This window comes from Microbacterium sp. SORGH_AS_0428 (assembly GCF_031453615.1).
GTDB lineage: Bacteria > Actinomycetota > Actinomycetes > Actinomycetales > Microbacteriaceae > Microbacterium.
The window spans coordinates 1,625,749-1,644,207 of record NZ_JAVIZT010000001.1; the positions used below are offsets into that span (position 1 = coordinate 1,625,749).

General features: G+C 70.7%; 19 protein-coding genes. 12 read left to right on the forward strand and 7 right to left on the reverse strand.

The genetic code is table 11. The annotated features are described in order from the left end of the window. The first annotated feature begins 136 nt into the window (after positions 1–136). From QE374_RS07665 to QE374_RS07680, 4 genes are all read left to right on the forward strand, one after another. Positions 137–889: an IclR family transcriptional regulator gene (locus tag QE374_RS07665; protein ID WP_309733642.1), complete on the forward strand. Its 753-nt coding sequence runs from the start codon at positions 137–139 to the stop codon at positions 887–889. Positions 890–1,142: 253 nt separating this feature from the next. Further along, positions 1,143–2,327, forward strand: coding sequence for a 4-hydroxybenzoate 3-monooxygenase (locus QE374_RS07670; RefSeq protein ID WP_309733644.1), 1,185 nt, complete (start codon positions 1,143–1,145; stop codon positions 2,325–2,327). 186 nt (positions 2,328–2,513) lie between these two features. Then, positions 2,514–3,737, forward strand: a complete 1,224-nt coding sequence (locus QE374_RS07675) for an MFS transporter (RefSeq protein ID WP_309733645.1) — start codon at positions 2,514–2,516, stop codon at positions 3,735–3,737. Positions 3,738–3,770: 33 nt separating this feature from the next. Continuing rightward, entirely contained in the window at positions 3,771–4,109 is a 339-nt protein-coding gene (locus tag QE374_RS07680) for an SH3 domain-containing protein (protein WP_309733647.1), read from the forward strand. A 141-nt stretch (positions 4,110–4,250) separates the two neighbouring features. Here the strand turns inward: QE374_RS07680 and QE374_RS07685 are convergent, their stop codons facing one another. Then, positions 4,251–4,709, reverse strand: a complete 459-nt coding sequence (locus tag QE374_RS07685; protein WP_309733649.1) for a MarR family winged helix-turn-helix transcriptional regulator — start codon at positions 4,707–4,709, stop codon at positions 4,251–4,253. Positions 4,710–4,798: 89 nt separating this feature from the next. Here QE374_RS07685 and QE374_RS07690 point away from each other — a divergent pair, with 89 nt between their 5' ends. From QE374_RS07690 to QE374_RS07725, 8 genes are all read left to right on the forward strand, one after another. Beyond that, on the forward strand, positions 4,799–5,725 hold the full coding sequence (locus QE374_RS07690; protein WP_309733651.1) for an SDR family NAD(P)-dependent oxidoreductase: 927 nt from the start codon (positions 4,799–4,801) through the stop codon (positions 5,723–5,725). A gap of 61 nt (positions 5,726–5,786) precedes the next feature. Beyond that, positions 5,787–6,674: an amidohydrolase family protein gene (locus tag QE374_RS07695; protein WP_309733654.1), complete on the forward strand. Its 888-nt coding sequence runs from the start codon at positions 5,787–5,789 to the stop codon at positions 6,672–6,674. Between the two features lie 3 nt (positions 6,675–6,677). Beyond that, positions 6,678–7,871 (forward strand): acyl-CoA dehydrogenase family protein, encoded by a 1,194-nt coding sequence (locus tag QE374_RS07700; RefSeq protein WP_309733656.1) that lies wholly within the window; start codon positions 6,678–6,680, stop codon positions 7,869–7,871. Positions 7,872–7,894: 23 nt separating this feature from the next. Continuing rightward, positions 7,895–8,347: a MaoC family dehydratase gene (locus QE374_RS07705; RefSeq protein WP_309733659.1), complete on the forward strand. Its 453-nt coding sequence runs from the start codon at positions 7,895–7,897 to the stop codon at positions 8,345–8,347. A 50-nt stretch (positions 8,348–8,397) separates the two neighbouring features. Then, positions 8,398–9,930 carry an o-succinylbenzoate--CoA ligase gene (gene menE, locus QE374_RS07710; protein WP_309733661.1) on the forward strand — a complete coding sequence of 511 codons (1,533 nt, stop codon included), beginning with the start codon at positions 8,398–8,400 and terminating at the stop codon, positions 9,928–9,930. Between the two features lie 2 nt (positions 9,931–9,932). Next, positions 9,933–10,850, forward strand: a complete 918-nt coding sequence (locus QE374_RS07715; protein ID WP_309733663.1) for an alpha/beta hydrolase — start codon at positions 9,933–9,935, stop codon at positions 10,848–10,850. Between the two features lie 36 nt (positions 10,851–10,886). After that, a complete protein-coding gene (locus QE374_RS07720) occupies positions 10,887–11,939 on the forward strand; it encodes a hypothetical protein (RefSeq protein ID WP_309733665.1) in 1,053 nt (350 codons plus the stop codon). Positions 11,940–11,978: 39 nt separating this feature from the next. Further along, positions 11,979–13,097: a DUF4232 domain-containing protein gene (locus QE374_RS07725; RefSeq protein ID WP_309733667.1), complete on the forward strand. Its 1,119-nt coding sequence runs from the start codon at positions 11,979–11,981 to the stop codon at positions 13,095–13,097. A gap of 10 nt (positions 13,098–13,107) precedes the next feature. Here QE374_RS07725 and QE374_RS07730 read toward each other — a convergent pair whose 3' ends face one another. The 6 genes from QE374_RS07730 to QE374_RS07755 all read right to left on the reverse strand — a co-directional run bounded on the left by QE374_RS07730 (position 13,108) and on the right by QE374_RS07755 (position 18,404). Further along, positions 13,108–13,473 (reverse strand): hypothetical protein, encoded by a 366-nt coding sequence (locus tag QE374_RS07730; protein ID WP_309733669.1) that lies wholly within the window; start codon positions 13,471–13,473, stop codon positions 13,108–13,110. A gap of 44 nt (positions 13,474–13,517) precedes the next feature. Then, a complete protein-coding gene (locus QE374_RS07735) occupies positions 13,518–13,901 on the reverse strand; it encodes a hypothetical protein (RefSeq protein WP_309733670.1) in 384 nt (127 codons plus the stop codon). A 1,205-nt stretch (positions 13,902–15,106) separates the two neighbouring features. Beyond that, complete coding sequence (locus tag QE374_RS07740; RefSeq protein WP_309733672.1) at positions 15,107–15,943, reverse strand: PaaX family transcriptional regulator C-terminal domain-containing protein; 837 nt, start codon at positions 15,941–15,943, stop codon at positions 15,107–15,109. Positions 15,944–15,950: 7 nt separating this feature from the next. Next, positions 15,951–16,751, reverse strand: coding sequence for an ABC transporter ATP-binding protein (locus tag QE374_RS07745; protein WP_274287032.1), 801 nt, complete (start codon positions 16,749–16,751; stop codon positions 15,951–15,953). Then, complete coding sequence (locus tag QE374_RS07750; protein WP_309733675.1) at positions 16,744–17,568, reverse strand: ABC transporter permease; 825 nt, start codon at positions 17,566–17,568, stop codon at positions 16,744–16,746. Before QE374_RS07750 ends, QE374_RS07745 begins: the two co-directional genes overlap by 8 nt. Beyond that, positions 17,565–18,404: an ABC transporter permease gene (locus tag QE374_RS07755; protein ID WP_309733677.1), complete on the reverse strand. Its 840-nt coding sequence runs from the start codon at positions 18,402–18,404 to the stop codon at positions 17,565–17,567. The genes QE374_RS07750 and QE374_RS07755 overlap by 4 nt, the downstream gene beginning before the upstream one ends. Between the last annotated feature and the right edge of the window lie 55 nt (positions 18,405–18,459).

The window sequence follows — 18,459 nt, forward strand, 5'->3', positions numbered from 1 at the left end:
GTCCCACTTGCCGCAGCGCATGTCCCACTTGCCGCAAGAATCGACCCCCAAACCTGCAGAAAGTGGGACATGCGCGACGGGGACCTGCAGAAAGTGGGACACGGGATGCGGGGAGGATGCGTGAGATGGTGGCGGCATGGCCAACTCACCGAGCGGCGACTCGATGACGGCACGCATCGTGCGCGTGCTCGAGACGTTCACCGCCGACCGCACGGTGCAGACAGCGGCGGAGATCGGCCGGCGCGCGCAGCTTCCCGCATCCACCGCGCACCGCATCGTCGACGACCTCGTCGCCGAGGGGCTGCTCGAGCGCGACGAGGAACGCCGCATCCGCATCGGCATGCACCTGTGGGAGCTCGCCCTGCGCAGTTCGACGGCGCTGCGGCTGCGGCAAGCGGCGCTTCCGGCGATGTCGGCCGTGCAGGACGTCGTCCGCGAGCACACGCAGCTGGCCGTGCTCGAGGCCGATGAGGCGCTGTTCGTCGAACGGCTCTCGCATCCGGATGCGGGTGCGAACATCACGCGCATCGCCGGCCGGCTTCCGCTGCACGCGTCGTCCGCGGGGCTCGTGCTTCTCGCCCACGCCCCCGCTGCCCTCCGCGAGCGGGTACTCGAGGCGCCCCTGCGACGCGTGGCCCGCGAGACCGTGACGGATGCCGCCGAGCTGCGCCGCATCCTCACCCGCATCCGGCGCGACGGGTACGTGATCGCGCCGGGTTCGATCGAGTCGGTGTCGACGGGGGTCGCCGTTCCGCTGCGAGAGGAGGGCGAGGTGATCGCGGCGCTGTCGGTCGTGCTGCCCCGCGACGCCGAGGCGGAGCGAGCCCTCCCGCCGCTGCGCACCGCCGCCGCCGAGATCGAGGCGGGACTGCGCGGCACCCGCGCCTGAGCGCACCCGGGCCCGGCGCCGCATCCCCGGGGCTGCGGTCCGCCCCGCATCCGCCACACTCTTCCGCATCCGCCACAGTTCGCGACTGCCGCATCTGCGCAAAGGTGTCGCAGCTGCGCAGATGCGACGCAACTCGGGCAGACCCCGGGACGACACCCACGAGTCCCATTCAACGGGAGAGTGCGGAATGGATGCGGGAGCGCGCGGCACACTGGTGCGCAGCATCAACAGGCCCGTCGTCGAAGGAGACGCCATGACCGTTACCCGCACCCGCGTCGCCATCGTCGGCGCCGGCCCCGCCGGACTCCTGCTCTCGCACCTGCTCGCCGATGCCGGCATCGAGTCGGTCATCGTCGACTCCCGCACGCGCGAGCAGATCGAGACCACCATCCGCGCCGGCATCCTCGAACAGGGGACCGTGGATCTGCTCGTTGCCAGCGGCGCCTCCACACGCGTGCTCACCGACGGCAACCGGCACGACGGCATCGAGCTGCGCTTCGCCGGCGAGGGCCACCGCATCGACTTCCCCTCCCTGACCGGCCGCAGCGTCTGGCTCTACCCGCAGCACGAAGTGCTCAAGGATCTCGTCGCCACGCGACTCGCCGCCGGTCAGGACCTGCGCTTCGAGGTGCGCGTCGACGCGGTGACGGACGCCGCATCCGATCGACCGCGCGTCATCGGCCAAGATGCCGACGGGCAGCGCGTGGAGATCGAGGCCGAGTTCGTCGTGGGCGCGGACGGCTCGCGCTCGGTCGTACGCCAGACGCTCGGCGGATCTGCGGCCGGGTCGTTCCGCGAGTACCCGTTCGCCTGGTTCGGCATCCTGTGCGAGGCGCCCCCGAGCTCCGAGGAGCTCATCTACAGCAATTCGGATGCGGGTTTCGCCCTCATCAGCCAGCGCAGCAGCACGGTGCAGCGCATGTACTTCCAGTGCGACCCCGAGGCCGACCCGGACGCACTGAGCGAGGCGCAGATCTGGGACGAGCTGCAGGCGCGCGTGCCCGGCACGACCCTCAACGAGGGACCCATCTTCCAGCGGGACGTGCTGCGCTTCCGCAGTTTCGTCGCCGGCGAGCTGCGCCGCGGCCGCGTCGCGCTGATCGGCGATGCCGCGCACACCGTCCCGCCGACGGGCGCGAAGGGCATGAACCTCGCCGTCGCCGACGTGGTGCTGCTCGACATCGCGCTGCGCGCGCTGCTGCTCTCCGGTGACGAACGACCGATCGACGCCTTCGCCGAGACGGCCTCGCGGCGGATCTGGAAGGCTCAGCACTTCTCGTGGTGGATGACCAGCATGCTCCACAACACCCCCGACGCATCCGACTTCGACCGTCGGCGGCAGCTCGGCGAGCTCCGCTCGATCATCGACTCGGATGCCGGCCGCACCTACCTCGCCGAGGCGTACACCGGCTGGCCCTTCGAGACGCGCCTCGGCTGACGCGCCGCGCCCGCCCCCACCGGGTACCGCGACATCCGCACGACCGCCCGCCCCCACTCTGCCCCAGCAGCCACACCGGGACCCATCCGCACCACGCGCCGTGCACACGTCGCACCGCCCCGGGCACATCCGCCGCGCGGAAGCGGGCGCTGCGGCCGCCGACAGGCAGGGTAGAGTCCGGTGCTCGTGAGCATCCAGACCCCCGGCGAGCGCCGAAGCCGACGCGGCCGGGCGTTCCTGCTGCTCATCGCCGTAGCGCTGGTCGCCGCGAACATGCGCGCGACCATCACGGGCGTCGGGCCGCTCCTCGAGGAGATCGCGGACGATCTCGGCACGACGACCGCAGCCCTCGGCTCCCTCGCCGCGGTGCCCCTGCTCGCCTGGGCGATCGTCTCGCCGCTGACCCACGGCCTGTCGCGCCGGTTCGGGATGTCGCGCGTGCTGCTGTGCGCCCTCATCGCGCTCGGGGCGGGAACGGCCTGGCGCTCGCTGCCGGGCACGGAGGTCAATCTGTGGCTCGGAACGGGCCTGATCGGCGCCTCCCTCGCCGTCGCCAACGTGATCATGCCCGCCGTGATCAAGCGCGATTTCCCGGGGCGGGTGCCGGTCATGATGGGCATGTACACGGCGCTCCTGGGCGGCGTGGGAGCGATCGCCTCGGCCGTCGTCGTGCCCATCTCGCACGCCGTCGGCGATCCGGATGCCGGTTGGCGCGTGGCGTTGGCCGCGACCGCCGCACTCCTGCCCCTCACGATCGCCCTGTGGGCGTGGGCCCAGCACGGCCGCAGCCCGCGGACCGCACCGGCGCCTTCCTCACCCGGCACCTCGCGCAGCACCGGGATCTGGCGCGACCGCCTGGCGTGGCAGATCGCCGCCTACATGGGAGCACAGTCGGCGTCGTTCTACATGCTCGTGACGTGGATGGCCCCGCTCGCCGCGTCGACCGGCAAGTCCCCCGTCGCCGCCGGCGTCGACGTCGCGCTCTACCAGATCCTCGGCGTCGTCGGCTCGTTCGCCGTCGCCTTCGCCCTGCAGGGGCGCCTGCGCCGGGCCGTGCCCGCCGCACTCCCCCTGCTCGCGATAGCCGCCGCGATCGGCATGATCCTCGCGCCGCAGCTCCTGACGGCGTGGGCCCTCGTCTCCGGCCTGTCGGCGGGTGCGTCGCTGAGCATGTCGCTGACGCTGATGGCGCAGCGCGCGAAGGACGCGGCCGCATCCTCCGCGCTTTCCGGGATGTCGCAGTCGGTCGGATATCTCCTCGCCGCGGCCGGCCCCATCTCCTTCGGAGCCCTCCATGCACTCGACGGCGGATGGACCGCGCCTCTGCTCCTCTACATCGCCGTGCTCGTCGGACAGTGCGTGGTCGGCGTCTCGGTCGGTCGCGACAGGTACGTGCTCGACGGCCGATGAGGGGATGTCGGCGGCACCTGCGACGCTCACATCATGCGTGCGCAGCTCACCGCCGACCATGAGATCCCCGAACGCGCCCCGCTGAACGTGCGCCCCGGCGAGCGGGTGACGGTCGGCGAGCGCGACACCGAGTGGCCTGCGTTCGTGTTCGTCACCGCGGCGAACGGATGCGGGTGGGTGCCGGCCCGGCACCTCGACATCGACGGGGCTACGGGCCTCGTCCGCACCGGTTACGACACGACGGAGCTCGCCGCACGGACGGGCGATGTCGTGCAGATCCTGGCCGACGACGTCGAGAGCGGCTGGTCGTGGTGCCGCGACGCGGCGGGCCGCGAAGGATGGGTTCCGAACCGCGTGCTCGCGCGGGAGTAGCCGCAGCCGAGACTCAGGAGAGATCCGTCCCGCCGGACGATGTGCGGCGAGACGTCCTGTGGGGCGGAGATCTCCTGACGAACGGATGCGGCCCGCTGCGCCATGGAGCGCGCCCCGTGCGCCCGCAGCGCGCACCCCCGCTCAGGGGAAGGCGATGCGGCGCAGGAGATCGGCCAGCTGCACACGCTCGGCGGCCGAGAGGTCTCCGTGCAGGTCACGCTCGGCGGCCTGCGCGGCGGCGAGCGCGCGTGCGTGGAGGGCAAGGCCGTCGGCGGTCGCGACCACGACGTTGGCCCGGCGGTCGGCGGGATCCGGTCGCCGTTCGATGAGTCCCCGGCGCTGCAGGTCGTCCACGAGGGCGACGACCTGGCTGGGGTCGAGGCGCAGGAACTCCGCGAGCTCCCGCTGCGATGGACCGGCCGCGGTGTCGCAGGCGAGTGCCAGCACCGAGTACGACCGGACCTTCAGCCCGAGAGCCGCCAGGGCCGCGTTGCCCGCGGCGAGCGACAGGGCGTTGGCGCGGGCGAGCAGGAAACTGACGTCGTCGGTGAGCCGGGCGCGCGCATCCGGCCGAGCTGCAGCTTCCTCGCTCTTCGCCATGGGCAGATCCTAACAAAAGGTGCGGGATACAATAATTGACAATTTCAACTAGTCCCGTTTCAATGAGAGCACGAACGAAGGAGTCCCCCATGTCCCTCGACGGCAAAGTCGCCATCGTCACCGGATCCGGCCGCGGCCTCGGCCTCGCCTACGCCCAGGAGCTCGCCCGCCAGGGTGCGCGCGTCGTCGTCAACGACGTGGATGCGGCCACCGCCGCCGAGGCGGTCGCATCGATCGAGCGCGAGGGGGGCCAGGCTGTCGCCGTCGTCGCCCCCGTGGGCTCCTCGGAGACGGCGAAGGAGCTCGTCCGCACGGCCGTCGACACCTACGGCCGGCTCGACATCCTCGTCACCAACGCCGGCGTCCTGCGCGACACGGTGCTCTGGAAGATGAGCGACGAGGCCTTCGACACCGTCATCGACGTGCACCTGCGGGGCACCTTCACGTGCGTCCGCGAGGCCGCCACCTACATGCGCGAGAACGAGATCGCGGGCCGCATCATCTGCATCGGCTCCCCGACCGGTCAGCGCGGCAACTTCGGCCAGACCAACTACGCCGCCGCGAAGGCCGGCATCGTCGGCATGGTGCGCACCTGGGCGCTCGAGCTCAAGAAGGCCGGGATCACGGCCAACGCGGTGATCCCGGTGGCCGCCACCGCCATGACCGCCACCCTGCCGTACTTCGCCGCGGCGGTCGAGGCGGAGGAGGCGGGCGAGCCCATGCCGGCGTTCTACCGTCACGACCTCGGCTTCGGAACCTCCGACGACGTCGCAGGTCTCGTCGCCTTCCTCGCCTCGGATGCGGCCGCGAACGTCTCCGGCCAGGCCATCGGCGTCGGCGGCGACCGCATCCAGCTCTGGTCGCACCCGGAGCCCGTGGTCACCACGTACCGCGAGGGCGGCTGGAGCGCTGAAGCCCTGGAGTCGGAGTTCGTCGACTTGGTCGGCGACAACCTGCAGTCGGTCGGCGAGCGCTTCCCCGCCCTGCCGGAAGAGCTGCAGCGCCCCCGCCCCTGAGACACGGGGGTCCGGGCCACCGGACCCCCGCACCACGCATCCCCGACGACGAGGAACGCCCATGACCACGCGCTACGAGCCCGCGATCGACCTGTCCGCCATCACGGCGATCGACGTGCATGTGCACATCGAGGTCGACGCGCACGGTCACTCCTCGCTTCCCGAGGATCTCGCCGAGGCCGCATCCGCGTACTTCAGCGCCGACGCCGGCCGCCCCGACCTGGACTCGGTCGCGGCGTACTACCGCGAGCGCTCCATGGCCGCCGTGGTGTTCACCGTCGACGCGCAGACGGAGCTGAAGCACGCGGCGCTGTCGAGCGAGGAGATCGCGGAGGGCGCGGCGCGCAACAACGACGTGCTCATCCCGTTCGGCTCCGTCGACCCGCGTCAGGGGCAGGCCGCGATCGATCGAGCGCGGCACCTGATCGAAGACCACGGAGTGCGCGGCTTCAAGTTCCACCCCACCGTGCAGGGCTTCGACCCGAGCGAGGAGCAGTATTTCCCGCTGTACGAGACGCTGCAGTCGGCCGGCGTCGTGGCGCTCTTCCACACGGGGCAGACGGGGATCGGCGCGGGCATGCGGGGCGGCCGCGGCTTCCGCCTCGCCCTGTCGAACCCGATGCTGCTCGACACGGTCGCAACGCGGTTCCCCGATCTGCAGATCATCATGGCCCACCCCTCGGTGCCGTGGCAGGACGAGGCGATCTCGGTCGCGACCCACAAGCACAACACCTGGATCGACCTGTCGGGCTGGAGCCCGAAGTACTTCCCGCCGCAGCTCGTCCGGGCGGCCAACTCGTTCCTGAAGAACCGCATCCTGTTCGGCTCGGACTTCCCGCTGCTCACCCCCGACCGATGGCTGCGCGACGTCGAGCAGATCGACATGAAGCCCGAGGTCATGCCCGGCATCCTCAAGGACAACGCCGCGCGTCTGCTCGGACTCGGATAGCCCATGAACCCGAGACTGCGCAGCGAGGCGCCTTTCGGTCACGATCCGCTCGGGTACGCCGAGGCGATGCTCAGCGAGGGCGCCCGCGCGGCCCTCGCACGCCTCGACGACACGCTGCGCACGCGGATCGCCCCCCTGCTGCCCGCCGCGTGGGAGAGCGCGACGCTGCCGGGCGCCGTCATCGACGCCCTCGCACCTCTCGATCTCATGCAGCCGGTCGGAGTCGAACCCGCCGAGGCCGCATCCTCCGTCTTCTCCGGCTACCGCGCGTTCGTGCTCGCGCGCACCGACGTGTCGGTCGCGACGGCGTACAACGCGCAGTCGGGGCTGTTCCGCACCGCCGTGCGCCGCGGGGGCTCGCCCGAACAGGTCGCCGCACTCGACGACGCCATCCGCAGCTTCGCCCTGCGGGGCGTCTTCGCCCTGACCGAACCCGATCACGGCTCCGACATCGCGGGCGGGCTCGCCACGACCGCGACCCGCGAGGGCGACGGCTGGGTCATCGACGGTGCGAAGCGATGGATCGGGGGCGCCGACGCCGCCGACGTGCTCGTCGTGTTCGCGCGCGCCGCCGACGACGGCGAGGTCAAGGCGTTCCTCGTGCCGCGGAGTGCGCCCGGCGTCACGCTCACCCGCATCGAGGGCAAAGTGTCGCTGCGCCCCATGCAGAACTTCGACATCCGCCTCGACGGCGTGCGCGTCGACGAGAGCGCACGGCTCCAGCGCGTCGACAGCTGGCGGGACGTGGCCGAGATCCTGCGGTCGCTGCGCTCGGATGTGGCCTGGATCGCGACCGGCCTGCAGGCGGGCGCCCTGGATGCGGCGGTCGCGTATGTGCGCGAGCGCGAGCAGTTCGGCTCGCCGCTGGGCGGCTTCCAGCTCGTGCAGGAGAAGCTCGCCCGCATCCTCGGCAACCTCACCTCATCCCTCGGCATCGTCACGCGCCTGTCCGCCCGACAGGATGCGGGCGTGCTCCGTGACGAGGACTCGGCACTGGCGAAGATGCAGACCGCCCGCCTCGCGCGTGAGAGCGTCGCGCTCGCCCGCGAAGTGCAGGGCGGCAACGGCATCCTCCTCGAACACGGGGCGGCACGGTTCTTCGCCGATGCGGAAGCCGTCTACTCCTACGAGGGGACGCACGAGATGACCGCCCTGATCGTCGGGCGGGGACTCACCGGCTCGTCCGCCTTCGTCTGAACATCCATCGAAAGGAACCCACCATGACCACGACCGCCGCATACGCCGACGCCGCATCCCTCGCGGGCACCGACCTCGGCTTCACCGACTGGCTCGAGGTGACGCAGGATCGGGTGAACCTCTTCGCCGACGCGACCGACGACCACCAGTGGATCCACGTCGACCCGGAACGCGCCAAGGAGGGCCCCTTCGGTGGCCCGATCGCGCACGGCTTCCTGTCGCTCTCGTTGACCGTGAAGTTCTGGTCCGACCTGTTCGATCTCGAGGGCGTCAGCACCAAGGTGAACTACGGCCTCGACAAGGTGCGCTTCGTCTCGCCCGTCGCCGTGGGTGCCCGCATCCGCGGCGGCGCCGTCATCGCCGAGGTCACGGAGGTACCCGGCGGGTACCAGTTCGCCGTCGACCAGACGATCGAGATCGAGGGCGCCACCAAGCCCGCCGTCGTCGCTCGCGGGCTGTACCGCTTCTACGCCTGACCCCTCCCCACGGGGCTCTGCCCCGAACCCACCACCACGAGGATGCAACGATGCATGATCACGGACTGGGATCCTGGATCACCAAGAGACGACTGAAGAGCCCCGGCAAACCCGCGATCATCGTCGACGGCGGCGAGACGCTGTCGTACGGCGAGTTCGCCGACGCCGTCGATCGCACGGCGGCCGTGCTGCGCGAGCGCGGCGTCGGCAAAGCGGATGCGGTGGCCTATCTCGGCGAGAACAGCCCGGCGTTCCTGCAGGTGCTCTTCGCCTGCGCCCGACTGGGGGCCGTGTTCGTGCCGGTCAACACGCGCCTGGCGGCACCCGAGATCCAGCACGTGCTGACGGACTCCGGCGCCCGGGTGCTCATTCATGACCCGGAGTTCGCGGAACGCATCATCCCGGGGATCGAGGCCGCATCCATCGGCGAGGTCATCCTGACCGGGGAGGGCATCTCGTACCACCCCGGTCTGTCCGCGCTGGTGCGCGACGCCGACGTCACCTCGGTCGGCACGACCGAGGTGACGCTGGAGGACCCGGCTGCGATCGTCTACACCTCGGGCACCACGGGTCGCGCGAAGGGCGCCGTGCTCACCCACGGCAATCTCACCTGGGTCGCGCTGAACTGCATCATCGACTACGACGTGGTCTCGACCGACATCGCGCTGATGATCTCGCCGCTGTTCCACGTGGCCTCCCTCGGCATGGGCGCGCTGCCGGTCATCCTCAAGGGCGCGACGCTCGTGCTGGAGAAGGGATTCGACGCGGGGCGTGCCCTCATGCTCATCGAACGCCACCGCATCACGATGCTCAGCGGCGTGCCGACGACGTACCAGCTCATGGCCGATCACCCCGGCTGGCCCACGACCGACCTGTCGAGCCTGCAGAAGCTGACGTGCGGCGGCTCCGCGGTGCCCACGCGCATCCTCAACGCCTTCGAGGCGCGGGGTCTGTCGTTCTCGCAGGGGTACGGCATGACCGAGACCTCCCCCGGCGCCACCTCCCTGGCACCGGCGATGACCCGCGCGAAGCAGGGCAGTGTGGGCGTGCCGCACTTCTTCACCGAGGTGCGCGTGACCGACGACACCGGCGCCGTCGTGCCTCCCGGCGTCGTGGGGGAGATCGAGATCGCAGGGCCCAATGTGTTCCCCGGGTACCACGGGCTCCCGGACGAGACCGCGGCGTCGTTCCGCGAGGACGGCTGGTTCCGCTCCGGCGACCTCGGGTATCTGGATGAGGACGGCTACCTCTTCATCTCCGACCGGCTGAAAGACATGATCATCTCCGGCGGGGAGAACATCTACCCCGCCGAGGTCGAGAACCTCATCAACGACATCCGCGGGATCTCCGGGGTCGCCGTGATCGGGGTGCCTGACGAGCGGTGGGGTGAAGTCCCGTGGGCCGTGGTGACCGTCAAGGAGGGGGCCGAGGTCACGACCGAGTCCGTGCGCACCCAGCTCGACGGCGTGCTCGCCCGGTACAAGCTCCCCAAGAACGTCGTCGTGGTCGAGGACCTGCCGCGCACCGCGTCCGGCAAGGTCCGCAAGGCCGCGCTGCGCGAGCTGTTCGGCCGGAAGCACTGATCGTGTCGCTGCTGTCGCGCCCCGCCGTCGCACGATTCGTCGCGCGACGGTTGCAGAAGGCCATGCCGCGCATGATGGCGGCGCAGACCGGCGGACTCGACCCGCGCGAGCGACTGCCGGAGTTCGCGGCCGACCGGCGCGAGCTGATCATCCCCGCCGACCCGCCGGCGCCCGCCGTGATCTATCGCGCGGCGGATGCGGCCGCCACCCCCGGCGTGCACGTGAACTTCCACGGGGGCGGCTACATCCTGGGCCAGCTGCACGGCGACGACGCGCTCTGCCGCGCGATCGCGAGCCGGGCGGGCGTCGTGGTGATCGACGTCGACTACGCGGTCGCGCCCCAGCATCCGTTCCCGACCGCGGTGCACCAGGCGATGCGGGTCGTGCAGTGGGCGATCGACAACGCCGACGCGCAGGGATGGGACGCCACACGGCTCACGGTCGGCGGGCAGAGCGCGGGCGGGGCGATCGCCGCCGCGGTCGCACGGCAGGCGCTGGATGCGGGCGGTCCCCGCATCCGTCTGCAGGTGCTGCACTACCCGCCGCTCGATCTCACCGTCCCCGCGGCCGAGAAGCACTCGCCCCTCGCGAAGCCGCTCCTGCGACCGTGGATGTCCGAGGTCTTCGACAGCTCCTACGTGCCCGAGCCGGCCGGCCGCGCCGATCCGCTGGTCTCTCCGGCGGGCGCGTCCGACACCGCCGATCTCACGCGAATCGCCCCGGCCGTCGTCATCGCCGCATCCGATGACATCCTGCGCGATGAGGACGAGCGCTACGCGCGGCGGCTCGAGCGCGTGGGCGCGTTGGCGGAGTTCTGGCAGGTCGAAGGCGCGGACCACGGCTACGACGGCGGCGACGACGCGCTCGCCAGGGAGAGCTACCTGCGCATCGCCGAGCACATCCGCGCCGCGCAGGGCTGAGCACTCCACCGCTGCGTGGGGCAAGCTGGCTTCATCATGGACGTGCACGAGGAGCTGCTGCGCGGGCCGCGGGGTCGGCGATGGTGCCTGAACTGCGTGAGCGACGTCGATGAGGCGGTGGCGAGCAGCCTGTTCTGGCTCGCTCGAGAGCGCGACCCGCATCCGGGGACGCTGCTGCGTTTCGGGAGCGGCGAGCCCGACACGCACGACGATCCGTCGTTCACCGACCTCGAGGTGGCCGATGCGATCGGGCGCGCCGACGTGGGCGCCGTGACGCCCGCGATCGCGCGGGCTGCCCTGGCCTCGTCGGTGGACATCGCGCGCTACTGGCAGGAACCCGACGGCACCGACATCGTCGCGGCGCTGCCCTCCGTACGTGCATCGCTGTCGACCGCGGCGAGGAGGCTGGTCGCACTGTCGCCGGAGCTGACCGCATCCGCCGCGGTCCACCAGTGGACGGCGCAGTGGTGCCCGGTGTCGGAGAGCGCGCCGATCGAACGGAGCGCCGCGCAGATCCTCGAACGATGGTCGGACGAGCAGCACGAGGACGAGCGACGATCACTGCGGGAGCGCCCCACCGATCCGCGCGCGAACTGGTCGGGGACATGGTGGTCGGTGCCGCAACAGCTGCTCACGAGCCGAGGGAGCCCGCTCGCCGCGCTCGACATGGTCGAGGACCCGATGGGATGGACGGTCGCCACCGTCATCCCCATCGCCGGCCGGGGCGAGGTCCTCGAGATCCGCTCTGCGAAGGACTGGGCGCAGCTGTGTCGCGGGTACCCGATGGAGGTCACCGCGTCGCGACGGCACGACTGGTTCCGCGTGACCGGACGCGACGGGCGATGGCTCATCCCCGACTGGGAGCGCGTCGCTCAGCGCTGGGATGCGGTGCACCTGACGACGCTGGGGTACCTGTCCGCGGCGACCGCCCTCATCCCGATCGATGAGGACTACGCCTCCGTGATCGCCGGCTGGGGCCCGGATTCCACGATCTGGCTCACCGACTCCGCCCGCGAGACGGACGGCCCGCGCGACCAGTGGGAGCGCGCCGTGATCAGTGCGGAGTGGACGCCGAGCTCGTCGGTCTAGGCTCCGTGAGGGGGTCGCGCCGCGACGGATGGGGGACGAATGCGGTCATCACACAGGATCTGGTGGGTGGGCGGCGCTGCCGGCGCCCTCTGGTTGCTCGTCGTCGGGCTGGCAGCGGCCGTGTCGCTCACGCCGTTGCAGCGAGTGCAGCAGGCGGCGCTGCCGACGCCGAGCCCGTACGTCTGGTCCTGGCCCGCCCCGTGGTCCCTGCTCTCCCCGCTCATCGCCGCCGTCGCCGTCGCCGCGTGCGTCGCGGCGATCCTGCATATCGTTCGCCACGGCTCGTTCGCCGCGACCTGGCTCGCCGTCGTCAGCGCCGGCGCCGTCACCGGAATGACGATCGACGCGCAGCTCGTCTTCGGCACCCTCTTCACCCACGGGTGGGCCCTGTGGGCCGTGGATCTCGGGAGCCGAGCCGCGATCGGTGCGTACTGGGGACTGCTCTACGGGTGGCTGCCGGCACTGCTCGCGTCCCACCTGTCGCGACGGGATGCCCTCGGCACGGCGGCGCACGGCCCGTCGCGCCCTCGCGCGGCGCTGGCCGTGGGAGCTGCGGTCGCGGCGCTCGCCCTCCTCGTCGCGACGCAGACGCTGGGCGGCGACGCCTCACAGGCCCAGGTGCGGGCCGACCAGGCCGCCGCCGAGCCCGCTCCGCCGGACGGTTCGATCCCGGCCGATCCCCAGGCGGAGGGCGAGCCGGTCCCGGAGCGCTCCGCCGGTGCCGGTGTGACGGGCGAGGACGGCTGCACTCCGGATCGCGCCATGATCCTGAAGGGCGAGCCCGATGCGGCGACCGGGCATCGGGGGCTCCGCCTCGAGCTCCTGAACTTCTCCGACGCGCCATGCACGATCGAGGGATATCCCGACATCGCGTTCGGCGACCAGAACGGTCATCTGCTCGACACCACGATCGAGCACGGCGGTTCCTTCATGGCGACCGATCCGGGACCCGCATCCGTCGTCGTTCCGGCGGGTTCTTCCGCGGTCGCCTACCTCGGCTGGGATGCCCAGTCCACCCACGGCGCCCTCATCGCGCGCACGCTGTGGGCGGCGGTCGTCGCGGGAGAGACGCGCGGCTCCTGGCCGGTCGAGCTCGATGTGGTCGCCGGCACCACCGTCGCTGTGACCGCATGGCAGGCACCAGACGCGACGCCCTGACCGCTCGGACTCAGCGCTGCCCTCGCTCGGGCTCCTGGTCGATCGCGTCTGCGAGCGGATCGACGGGTAGTGGGCCGCCGATCTGCGACGTGGGCTTCGTGTCGCGATGCGGGTGCGTCGGCGCGGTGCGACCCAAGTACGCGTCGCTGTAGGGGTCGGATGCGTACAGACCGTCGCTCTCGATCCTGTTCCTGCTCTTGCGCCGGGGCCGGGGCCGGAACGACAGGAGTGACACCGCGATCAGAGCAAGGGCGGCCCCCAGGATCACCGCCCACAGCGGGATTCGCCACGCGAAGGCGATGGAGGCCCAATACAGGCCGAAGCCGCCGAGGACGATCGCGGCGATGAGCGCCCGCCGCCAGCGATAGAGCGCCATGTTCCACGGTAACCCGGCATCGGCGAGGTGGCCAGGGGGTCAGCTCAGCCCTCGCGCCGATCGAGAAGCACGAACACGGCGGACGCTGCGGCCGGGTCGTCGACATAGACCTGTGCGATGTACTCTCCCGCATCCGGCAGCGGGATCTCGGCGAGCTCGCCCGAAAGGAAGCTTCCGAAACGTACCGACCTCGTCGGCACCGACAGGACATGCTCGAACACCTTCTCGCCCTGTGGTGCCACCTCGTCGACCAGTACACGCACTGTGACGTCTCCGGCGAGGTCCTCTCGAGTCGCCACCATGATCGCGGAGTCGGTTGCAACGGCCGGCTCCTCGCCGGTCACCCACTCGGGAAACTCCGCGCCCTCCGAAGCGAACAGCACGACCTGCGCGTTCAGTGGCGTCACCGAGATCTCGGACTCGCTCATCTCTCCTCCTCGAAGGGCCAGGCTACTGTCCTCGGGCGCGGCTCAGCCGCATCCGGACACCACGGACCTCCCCGCGCCCGAACTCCTGCAAAACGGGCAGCCGCCGCCCGGGTAGCCCACCGGCGGGCGGGTTCTGCAGGAGTTGGGGCACAGCTCAGCCGGAACCAGCCTCACCCACAGCACCCCGCACGGACCCGGTCGGTACCGGCTGAGACGTGCCGACCCCGCTGCGCCACCCCGCATCCGTGCCCGAACTCCTGCAGAAGCGACCACTGGCACCCCGAGCGGGAAGGCCACCCACGTTCTGCAGGAGTTCGGGCACAACTCCCGCATCGGACACCACTCGCAACACAGGGCACCGACCCGGCCGGTTCCGCCTGAGCTGTGCAGCAGACCCGCGGCCCAGCCGCCCCGAGCTCACGCGGCGGGCGGGGCATTCGTCTGATGCGCGCCGGATGCGGGCCCTCAAAACGGTGGGATCAGGAACAGATCATGAGAGCTGATGCGGTGCTTCCCGTCACGCATCTCCCGCGGTCCGAGCCACCTCAGCGGTGACCTGAACAACGGACGAAACAGGACCCTTTGAAGAAGGACGACGTTGTTGAAGGCCAACCACCCCAAGAATGCGCCCGGGCGGATCGGACGCCGGAATGTGAAGGGCACGACGACCAGCCACGCGACGAAGCCCACCGGGACCAGTACCCAGAGAGTGAGGCTGTGCACAAGGACAACGATCATCACGGCGATCTTCGAGTTCTCCGACCACACGAGAAGCCCCCTGGTTCGACAGCCGGGCGGATGCCGGTGTCGCAATGGTGTCACTTCTCCCGCATCCGACGGCGCACTCCGCGCCCCAACTCCTGCAAAACCGGCCACCAGCACCCGGGCAACCACCGGCGGGCGGGTTCTGCAGGAGTTCGGGCAAGACGCAGCCAGAACCAGCCTCACCGACAGCACCCCATCCCGACCCGACCGGTTCCGACTGAGTTGTGCCGCAGACCCGTTGTGCCACCGCACACCCGACCCAAACTCCTGCAGAACCGACCACCAGCACCCGGGCAACCACCGGCGGGCGGGTTCTGCAGGAGTTTGGCGCGCAGCTCAGCCAGAACCAGCCTCACCGACAGCCCCCCGCACCGACCCGACCGGTTCCGACTGAGCTGTGCTGCAGGCCCGCACCCCCGCGGCGCGCGCCGAAGCGGGGATCAGTCGCCGGGGATCGCAGCGGCCAGCGCCTCGGCGGCTGCAGCCGACCAGGCGGCCCGGCGGGCGCGGTAGATCTCCGTCGTGCGCTGGGCGGGCCAGTCCTCGCCGAGATAGTCGAACGGAAGGCGCGGGTCGCTGCGCAGCAGCTCCAGCCAGTCGGCGACGAGCATCGTCAGCGCCGCCAGCGGCGGGGCCTCGATCGCCTCGGCAGTGTTCCACTCCATGGCGAAGCGCTCGTGCGCGGAGCGGATGCGGGCGAGATCCCATGCGGTGCGGGCCGCGTCTGCCACCGGGAACGCGGCGAGGTCCCGAGCGCGAAACGCGATCACCGCGCCGGCCGGCAACTCCTCTTTGAGGCCGCCGAGGGCCGCGACAAGATCGACCTCTCCCGGCGCGATCCACAGTCCGTCGCGCACTGCGGCGAACCCCTCCCACGCGAGCGCCGCGCGCAGGCGGTGACGAAGCGTGCGCTGGTCCTCCGGCACCGTGAAGGTCACGAGCGTCCATCCGCTGCCGACCGGATCGAACGGATGCGGTGAGTGCACGCGCTCGGAGGCCTCCTCCAGCACCGCGCGCCCGTGATCCGTGAGGGCGAACTCGACGCCCCGACCGACCCGCGCGCGCGAGAGCAGCCCGGTGACGGCCATCCGGTCCAGGGCGGCCCGCGTGGTCGGAGCGGCGACCCCCGCACTCTCGAGCACGTCGAGATAGAAGCTCGCTCGCACGGGTCGGGAGATCCCCCGTTCGAGGAGTTCGCCCAGCAGGGCGAGCAGCAGGCGCTGCGGCGCACGCTGGGTCGCTTCGACCTCTCGCGAGAGGGATTGCACCGATGTCACCGACATATCATGCGGCCGGACGGACGGCCTCGCCGCGCTTGGCGCGCTGGATCTGCTCGTACACGTGCGTGCGCAGCTCGGTGAAGCGGGGCAAGGCGCGCGTCGTGATCTGGTCGCGCTCGGGCGCGAGGTCGATCACGAGATCCTCTTGCACCCACGTCGGCGACTTGGACAGCACGACGACGCGCTCGCCGAGGTAGACCGACTCGTCGATGTCGTGCGTCACGAACAGGATCGACATGCCGCGCTCCAGGTGCAGGCGCCGCACGAGGTCTTCCAGGTCGGCGCGCGTCTGCGCATCGACCGCCGCGAAGGGCTCGTCCATGATGAGCACCTCGGGCTGGTAGGCGACGGCGCGGGCGATCGCGACGCGCTGCTGCATGCCGCCGGAGAGCTGCCACGGGTAGCTGTCGGCGGCGTGGTCGAGACCGACCGCGAGCAGCGCGTCGTCGATGAGCGAATTGCGCTCGCTCTTCGAGAGCTTCTTGTGCTTCAGCGGCAGCTCTACGTTGCCGCGTACCGTCAGCCACGGATACAGGCTGCGTCCGTACTCCTGGAACACGAGCGCCATGTTCGGCGGCGGCGCGGTGACCTGCTTGCCGTCGAGCACCACGCTTCCCGCGGTGGGGCGCAGTAGCCCCGAGATGCACTTGAGCAGCGTCGTCTTGCCGCATCCGGACGGACCGACGATGCACACCAGCTCACCGCGGCGCATCGAGAAATCGATGTCGCCGATCGCTTCCACGACGCCCGTCGAGGACTCGTAGACCTTCTTCAGGTGTTCGACCTGCAGGAGCGTCTCAGGCACGCTCGACCTCCTTGATTCCGTGGTACCAGCGCAGGACCCTGCGCTCGACGATGGTGAAGATGACCGACAGGACGATGCCGACCAAGCCGAGCAGCACGATGCCGCTCCACATCTCTGCGATGAGGTAGTTGCGCTGGAAGTAGGCGATCTGGAATCCGAGGCCCGACGAGGAGAAGAACATCTCGGAGATCACCATCATGATCAGCGCGACCGACAGCGTCTGACGCACGCCGGCCATGATGCGCGGGCTCGCCGCCGGGAGCACGAGCGAGAACAGACGCTGCGCGGGAGTCAGGGAGAACGACTTGGCCGTCTCCGTCATGACCGAGTCGGTGCCACGCACGCCGTCGACGGTGTTCAGCAGGACGGGCCACAACGATCCGAAGACGATGACGACGATCTTCATGTTGTCGGTGACGCCCAGCAGGGCCACGAAGACGGGGATCAGCACGGGCGGCGGGATCGCGCGGAAGAACTCCAGCAGCGGCTCGGCCAGTTCGCGCAGCCAGCGCGTGAGGCCGATGAGGGTTCCGACGGCGACGCCGATCACGATCGCCAGCACGATGGCGAGTGCCAGGCGCGTCAGGCTCGGCACGACGTCGGTGAGGAACGCCGGACCGACCCAGGTCTTGACGAAGGCCTCGGCGATCCGCCCGGGCGCGGGGAAGAACTTGCCCGGCGCCAGCGTGCCCCACACGCCCCAGATGATCAGCAGCACGATCGGCAGGGCGAGCGCGTAGGCGGTGCTCGCGGCAAGGCGCGCCCAGACCCGCGGCGCGCGCGGCGGCGTGCGGACGGTGCTCGTGTACAGGGTCACAGCACTTCCTCCCCTCGTATCGACTGGTGCCAGGCGAGCGCGCGGCGCTCGAGCACGCGGAAGACGAGGTTGATGATGAGGCCGAGCAGACCCGTCACGATCACGACGGCGTAGACCGTGGCGATGTTGCCGTTGCTGGCCGCGAGGATGATCACCTTGCCGAGACCGGGGTTGCCGATCGTCATCTCCGCGGTGATGGCCAGGATGAGGGCGACGGATGCGGCGAGACGCAGCCCGGTGAAGATGTAGGGGAGCGCGGTCGGCAGCACGAGCGAGCGCAGCTGCGCGGCGCGCGTGAGGCCGTAGCTGCGCGCGGTGTCGCGGGCGACCGTGTCGATGTCGGCGACGCCGTACAGCACCTGCACGAACACCTGCCAGAAGCAGGCGTACACGATGATCACGAGCGCAGCCGGGATCTGGATGCCGTACGTCAGGATCGCCAGCGGGATGAGGGCGACCGACGGGATGGGGCGCAGGAACTCCACCATGGTGTTGGTTCCCCGCCGCAGCACCGGGACGAGGCCGATGAGCCCGCCGAGGAGGATGCCGAGCACCGAGGCGATCGCGAGACCGATCGCCCACGCGGTCAGGGTGCGCCCGACGTTGCGCCAGAACTCGAGGTCGCCCGCCATCGTGCCGAGGCGCGTGAACGTGTCGACCGCCGAGGGCAGCCGCGAGGGGTTGATGAGTCCGGCAGCGGAGATGAGCTGCCAGATGCCGAGGAACACGACGACACCGAGCAGGCCGAGCAGCGGGGCTCGGAACGATCGTCGGCGTCGACGACGCGGCACGACGACCGTCGACGTGTGCACCGGCGCAGGCGGAGCGAGGGTCATGGGGGGCCTTCCGGAGGGGATGCGGGGGATGCGGCGCGTGCCGCATCCCCCGCTC

Bases quoted from the DNA above. Each gene is read 5' to 3' on its own strand.
- QE374_RS07665 (WP_309733642.1), top strand. From the start codon at position 137: ATGGCCAACTCACCGAGCGGCGACTCGATGACGGCACGCATCGTGCGC.
- QE374_RS07670 (WP_309733644.1), top strand. From the start codon at position 1,143: ATGACCGTTACCCGCACCCGCGTCGCCATCGTCGGCGCCGGCCCCGCC.
- QE374_RS07680 (WP_309733647.1), top strand. From the start codon at position 3,771: ATGCGTGCGCAGCTCACCGCCGACCATGAGATCCCCGAACGCGCCCCG.
- QE374_RS07685 (WP_309733649.1), bottom strand. From the start codon at position 4,709: ATGGCGAAGAGCGAGGAAGCTGCAGCTCGGCCGGATGCGCGCGCCCGG.
- QE374_RS07690 (WP_309733651.1), top strand. From the start codon at position 4,799: ATGTCCCTCGACGGCAAAGTCGCCATCGTCACCGGATCCGGCCGCGGC.
- QE374_RS07695 (WP_309733654.1), top strand. From the start codon at position 5,787: ATGACCACGCGCTACGAGCCCGCGATCGACCTGTCCGCCATCACGGCG.
- QE374_RS07700 (WP_309733656.1), top strand. From the start codon at position 6,678: ATGAACCCGAGACTGCGCAGCGAGGCGCCTTTCGGTCACGATCCGCTC.
- QE374_RS07705 (WP_309733659.1), top strand. From the start codon at position 7,895: ATGACCACGACCGCCGCATACGCCGACGCCGCATCCCTCGCGGGCACC.
- menE (WP_309733661.1), top strand. From the start codon at position 8,398: ATGCATGATCACGGACTGGGATCCTGGATCACCAAGAGACGACTGAAG.
- QE374_RS07720 (WP_309733665.1), top strand. From the start codon at position 10,887: ATGGACGTGCACGAGGAGCTGCTGCGCGGGCCGCGGGGTCGGCGATGG.
- QE374_RS07725 (WP_309733667.1), top strand. From the start codon at position 11,979: ATGCGGTCATCACACAGGATCTGGTGGGTGGGCGGCGCTGCCGGCGCC.
- QE374_RS07730 (WP_309733669.1), bottom strand. From the start codon at position 13,473: ATGGCGCTCTATCGCTGGCGGCGGGCGCTCATCGCCGCGATCGTCCTC.
- QE374_RS07735 (WP_309733670.1), bottom strand. From the start codon at position 13,901: ATGAGCGAGTCCGAGATCTCGGTGACGCCACTGAACGCGCAGGTCGTG.
- QE374_RS07755 (WP_309733677.1), bottom strand. From the start codon at position 18,404: ATGACCCTCGCTCCGCCTGCGCCGGTGCACACGTCGACGGTCGTCGTG.